At 72.5% G+C, this 5076-nt stretch carries 5 protein-coding genes; all 5 read left to right on the top strand.

Annotated elements, in window-relative coordinates; translation table 11 throughout:
* The coding region (locus ACIY1X_RS24645) for a Bug family tripartite tricarboxylate transporter substrate binding protein (RefSeq protein ID WP_399685838.1) at positions 1-880 on the top strand (880 nt) is incomplete at its 5' end.
* A gap of 2 nt (positions 881-882) precedes the next feature.
* Positions 883-2421 carry a class I adenylate-forming enzyme family protein gene (locus ACIY1X_RS24640; protein WP_399685835.1) on the top strand — a complete coding sequence of 513 codons (1539 nt, stop codon included), beginning with the start codon at positions 883-885 and terminating at the stop codon, positions 2419-2421.
* Positions 2412-2801, top strand: a complete 390-nt coding sequence (locus ACIY1X_RS24635) for a Zn-ribbon domain-containing OB-fold protein (protein WP_399685832.1) — start codon at positions 2412-2414, stop codon at positions 2799-2801. Before ACIY1X_RS24640 ends, ACIY1X_RS24635 begins: the two co-directional genes overlap by 10 nt.
* Complete coding sequence (locus ACIY1X_RS24630; RefSeq protein ID WP_399685830.1) at positions 2798-4000, top strand: acetyl-CoA acetyltransferase; 1203 nt, start codon at positions 2798-2800, stop codon at positions 3998-4000. Before ACIY1X_RS24635 ends, ACIY1X_RS24630 begins: the two co-directional genes overlap by 4 nt.
* Before the next feature lie 12 nt (positions 4001-4012).
* Positions 4013-5076: acyl-CoA dehydrogenase family protein (locus ACIY1X_RS24625; RefSeq protein ID WP_399685827.1), on the top strand; the 1064-nt coding region annotated here is incomplete at its 3' end.

Raw genomic sequence — 5076 nt, 5'->3', positions numbered from 1 at the left:
CCTGCTGGTGGGCTATTCCGCCGGCGGCCCGGTGGACCAGGGCGCGCGCCTGCTCGGCGCGGCGCTGGCCAGGGAACTGGGCACGCCGGTGCTGGTGGAGAACAAGCCCGGCGCCAACGCCACGCTGGCCGCCAGCGAGGTGTCGCGCGCCAAGGCCGACGGCCTGACGCTGTGGTTCGCGGCCAGCCCCACCGTCACCATCAGCCCCAACGTGATGAGCAGGATGCCGCTCGATCCGGTCAAGGACCTGACGCCGGTGGCGCCCGTGCTCAGCTACTACAACGTGCTGGTCGCCAACAACAGCGAGCCTTACAAGAACGCGCAGGAGCTGGTCGCCTACGGCAAGGCCCACCCGGGCAAGCTCAGCTACGGCTCGGCCGGCGTGGGCGGCTCCAACCACCTGGGCGCGCTGCTCTTCGCCAGGCGCAGCGGCATCCAGATGAACCACATCCCTTACAAGGGCAACGCGCCGGCGATGACCGACGTGATCGGCGGCCAGATCAGCATGATGATGGACATCATCAGCACCGCCAGCGGCTACATCCAGGGCGGCAAGGTGCGCGCCATCGCCGTCACCTCGCCGCAGCGCAACGCCTCGCTGCCCGAGGTGCCGACGCTGGCCGAATCGGGCATCGAGGGCCTGAAGGGCTTCGACGTGGGCGGGTGGTACGGCGTGTACGGCCCCAAGGGCATGGCGCCCGAGCTGGTGGCCAGGCTCAACAAGGCCATCAACGCCGCACTCGCCCAGCCCGAACTGCAGAAGCGCTACAGGGAACTGGGCTACGACGAGTGGACCGGATCGCCGCAGAAGCTGGCCGAGCGCGCCGCGACGGAGCGTGCCATGTGGGCCACGGTGACGCAGGGCATCGTCGTCGACTGAACATGCCGGATCGCATCCATCACCTGCTGGACCGCTGGCTGGCCGAGGCGCCGCAGCGCCCCTTCATCCACCTGCCCGACGGCCGCACCTTGAGCTTCGGCGACCTGGGCGCACTGACCGACATCGCCGAGGCCGAACTGCGCCGGCTCGACGTGCGCCCCGGCGACCGCGTGCTGGCGGTGGCCGAGAACGGCCCCGAGCATGCGGCGCTGATCCTGGCCTGCAGCCGCGTCGGCGCCTGGTCGTGCGGCGTCAACGCGCGCATGGCGCCGGGCGAGGTCGATGCCTTCGACGCGCGGGCCGACGCGCGGGTGGTGTACTTCACCGCCGCCGCCTCGGGCAGCGCCGCCGCGCACGCCCGGCGCTTCGGCGCGGTGCCCTCGGCGCTGGCCGGCCTGCAGCATTCGGCCGTGCGCGAGGCGGCCCGGCCCGAGCCGGATCCGCGCCCGGGCCCGCGCGGCGCCGTGGCCTCGCTGATCTTCACCTCCGGCACCACCGGCCAGCCCAAGGGCGTGATGCTGACGCACGACGCGCTGATCCACTTCGCGCGCGAGTCCGGCGCCTCGCGCGATCTGGGCCCGGCCGACCGCTGCTACGCCTTCGTGCCGATGACGCACATCTTCGGCCTGGGCACGGTGCTGATGAGTTCGCTGCTGGCCGGCGGGCAGCTGGTGATGCGCCCGCAGTTCGACCCGGCCGACCTGGTCGATGCGCTGGCGCGCCACGGCGTCTCGCAGCTGCAGGGGCCGCCCGCCCTCTTCTCGCGCCTGCTGGCCTGGCTGCAGGAGCAGGGCATCGCCCGGCCCGAGGCGCCCGCGCTGCGCTACCTCTACACCGGCGCCGGCCCGCTGGACCTGGCGCTCAAGCAGCGCGTCGAGGCGGTCTTCGGCCAGACGCTGCACCACGGCTACGGCCTCTCGGAATACGCCGGCTCGATGCACGTCACCCGCCTGGGCGAGCGGCGCGCCGACACCAGCGCCGGCCACGCGGTGGCCGAGGCCGAGGTGCAGGTGACCGACCCCGCCACCGGCCGGCCGCTGCCGCCCGGCGAGCGCGGCGAGCTGTGGCTGCGCGGCCGCGGCCTGATGCCCGGCTACTTCCGCGACCCGGCAGCCACCGCCGCCGTGATGCGCGAGGGCGGCTGGTACGCCAGCGGCGACCTGGGCGAGATAGACGCCGGCGGCGCGCTCTTCGTGGTCGGCCGGCTCAAGGAAATGATCATCCGCTCCGGCTTCAATGTGTACCCGGCCGAGGTGGAGACGGCGCTGAACACGCACCCCAGCGTGCAGCGCTCGGCCGTGGTCGGACGCCGCGAGGAAGACGGCAACGAAGAGATCGTCGCTTTCGTCGAACTGCGCCCCGGCGCCGCGCTGGACGCCGCCGCCGTGCAGACGCACCTGCGCGGCCTGCTGGCGCCCTACAAGCGGCCGTCCCGCATCATGGCCCTGGCCGAGCTGCCCACCAACACCAACGGCAAGGTCCTCAAGCGCGTGCTGCAGGAACAGGCCGCACGCAACGAAAGCCCCCGACCATGCACATGAGCGCACAGACCCACTACCAGGCCGAGCTGGACGCCGGCCGCTTCTGCATCCAGCGCTGCCCGCAGTGCGAGCGGCACGTGTTCGCTCCGCGCGAGCTGTGCCCGCACTGCGGCGCCGGCCCGCTGCGCTGGGTGAAGGCCAGCGGCCTGGGCACCGTCTATTCGGCCAGCACCATCCACCGCAAGAACGACGCCGGCGGCAACTACAACGTGGCGCTGATCGACCTGGACGAAGGCGTGCGCATGATGAGCCGCGTCGAGGGTGTGGTACCGGAGGCGGTGCGCATCGGCCAGCGGGTGCAGGCGCACGTCGCACAGCAGGACGGGCGCGGCCTGGTGCTGTTCCGGCCCGTGCAGCCGCAGCAAGGAGGTGCCGCATGATCCCCCGCTCGGCCCTCGACGCCGCCGCCGTCAACCGCCCGCTGCGCGGGCGAGCGGCCATCGCCGGCGCCGCCACCTACGGCTGCGGCGAGGCGCCCGGCATGGACGACATGACGCTGCTGGCGCGCGCCGCGCAGGCGGCGGTGGCCGACGCCGGCCTGACGATGCAGGACATCGACGGCATCGCCACCTGCAGCGTCGCCTCCAGCATGTGGGCGATGCCGGTGATCGAGCACCTCGGCATCAACCCGACGTACGTCGACGGCACGATGGTCGGCGGCAGCAGCTTCGTCGCCCACCTGCTGCCGGCGCTGCGCGCGCTCGAAGCCGGCCAGTGCCGCGCGGTGCTGGTCTGCTACGGCAGCGCCCAGCGCTCGGCCACCTTCGGACGCCGGGAAACCCAGGCCGCGCGCCGCGTCCTGGACCCGCAGCCCTATGAATTCCCCTACGAGCCGGTGCTGCCCGTCACCGCCTACGCACTGGCGGCGGCGCGGCACATGCACGAGTTCGGCACCACCCGCGAGCAGCTCGCCGAGGTGGCGGTGGCCGCGCGCGCCTGGGCGCAGAAGAACCCCGAGGCCTTCATGCGCGACCCGCTCACCATCGACGACGTGCTCGCCGCCCGCCCCGTCGCCAGCCCGCTGGGCGTGCGCGACTGCTGCCTGGTCACCGACGGCGGCGGCGCCATCGTGCTGGTGCGCGCCGACCGCGCGCGCGGCCTGCCGCAGCCGCCCGTCTACGTGCTGGGCAACGCCACGGCGATCTGGCACCGCCAGATCTCGTGCATGCCCGACCTGACGACCACCGCCGCCGCGCAGTCGGGGGCCCAGGCCTTCGCCATGGCGGGCATGGCGGCAGCCGACATGGACATGGCGCAGGTCTACGACGCCTTCACCATCAACACCCTGCTGTTCCTGGAAGACCTCGGCTTCTGCGCCAAGGGCGAAGGCGGCGCCTTCGTGCAGGGCGGCGGCATCGCGCCGGGCGGACGGCTGGCCGTCAACACCAACGGCGGCGGCCTGTCGTGCGTGCACCCGGGCATGTACGGCATCTTCGCGCTGATCGAGGCGGTGCGGCAGTTGCGCGGCCAGGCCGGGCAGCGCCAGCTCGCGCGCCACCGCACGGCCGTGGTCCACGGCAACGGCGGCACGCTGTCGAGCCAGTCCACCGCCGTCCTCGGCACCGCCGACGCCCTCTGAGGAGACACAGCCATGATTCGCGACCCGCAGATCCTCGACGCCCTGCTCGACAGCGTGCGCCGCTTCGTGCGCGAGCGCCTGGTACCGGCCGAGAACGAGGTGGCCGAGACCGACGAGATCCCCGAATCGATCGTGCAGGAGATGCGCGCGCTGGGCCTGTTCGGCATGACCATCCCCGAGCAGCACGGCGGCCTGGAACTGACGATGGAGGAAGAGGTGCGCGTGCTCTTCGAGCTGTGCCAGACCTCGCCCGCCTTCCGCTCCGTCATCGGCACCACGGTGGGCATCGGCTCGCAGGGCATCCTGATGGACGGCACGCCCGAGCAGCAGCGCGACTGGCTGCCGCGCCTGGCCACCGGCGAGGTCATCGCCTCCTTCGCGCTCACCGAGCCCGAGGCCGGCTCCGACGCGGCCTCGCTGCGCACCACCGCCGTGCGCGACGGCGACCACTACGTCGTCAACGGCAGCAAGCGCTTCATCACCAACGCGCCGCATGCCGGCATGTTCACGCTGATGGCGCGCACCGACCCGGCCAGCAAGGGCGCCGGCGGCGTCTCGGCCTTCATCGTCGACGCGAAGAGTCCCGGCATCAGCTTCGGCAGGAACGACGTGAAGATGGGCCAGCGCGGCGCCCACACCTGCGACGTGTTCTTCGACAACGTGCGCGTGCCGGCGGCCAACCTGATCGGCGGCAAGGAAGGCCGGGGCTTCAAGACGGCGATGAAGGTGCTCGACAAGGGCCGCATCCACATCGCGGCGGTGAGCGTGGGCGTGGCCCGGCGCATCCTGCGCGACGCGCTGGCCTACGCGCTGGAGCGCAAGCAGTTCGGCCAGCCGATCTGCGAGTTCCAGCTGGTGCAGGCGATGCTGGCCGACAGCCAGGCCGAGCTGTACGCTGCGGAGTGCATGGTGGTCGACGCCGCGCGCCGGCGCGACGAGGGCCTCAACGTCTCGACCGAGGCCTCGTGCTGCAAGATGTTCGCCACCGAGATGGCGGGCCGCGTGGCCGACCGCGCGGTGCAGATCCTGGGCGGCTCGGGCTACCTGGCGGAGTTCGGCATCGAGCGCTTCTACCG

Origin of the sequence: Xenophilus sp. (genome assembly GCF_044462705.1) — a bacterium.
Taxonomy (GTDB): Bacteria; Pseudomonadota; Gammaproteobacteria; order Burkholderiales; family Burkholderiaceae_C; genus Xenophilus; species Xenophilus azovorans.
Note: the sequence above shows the minus strand (reverse complement) of the source record. Positions and strands in the feature narration are given on the sequence as shown.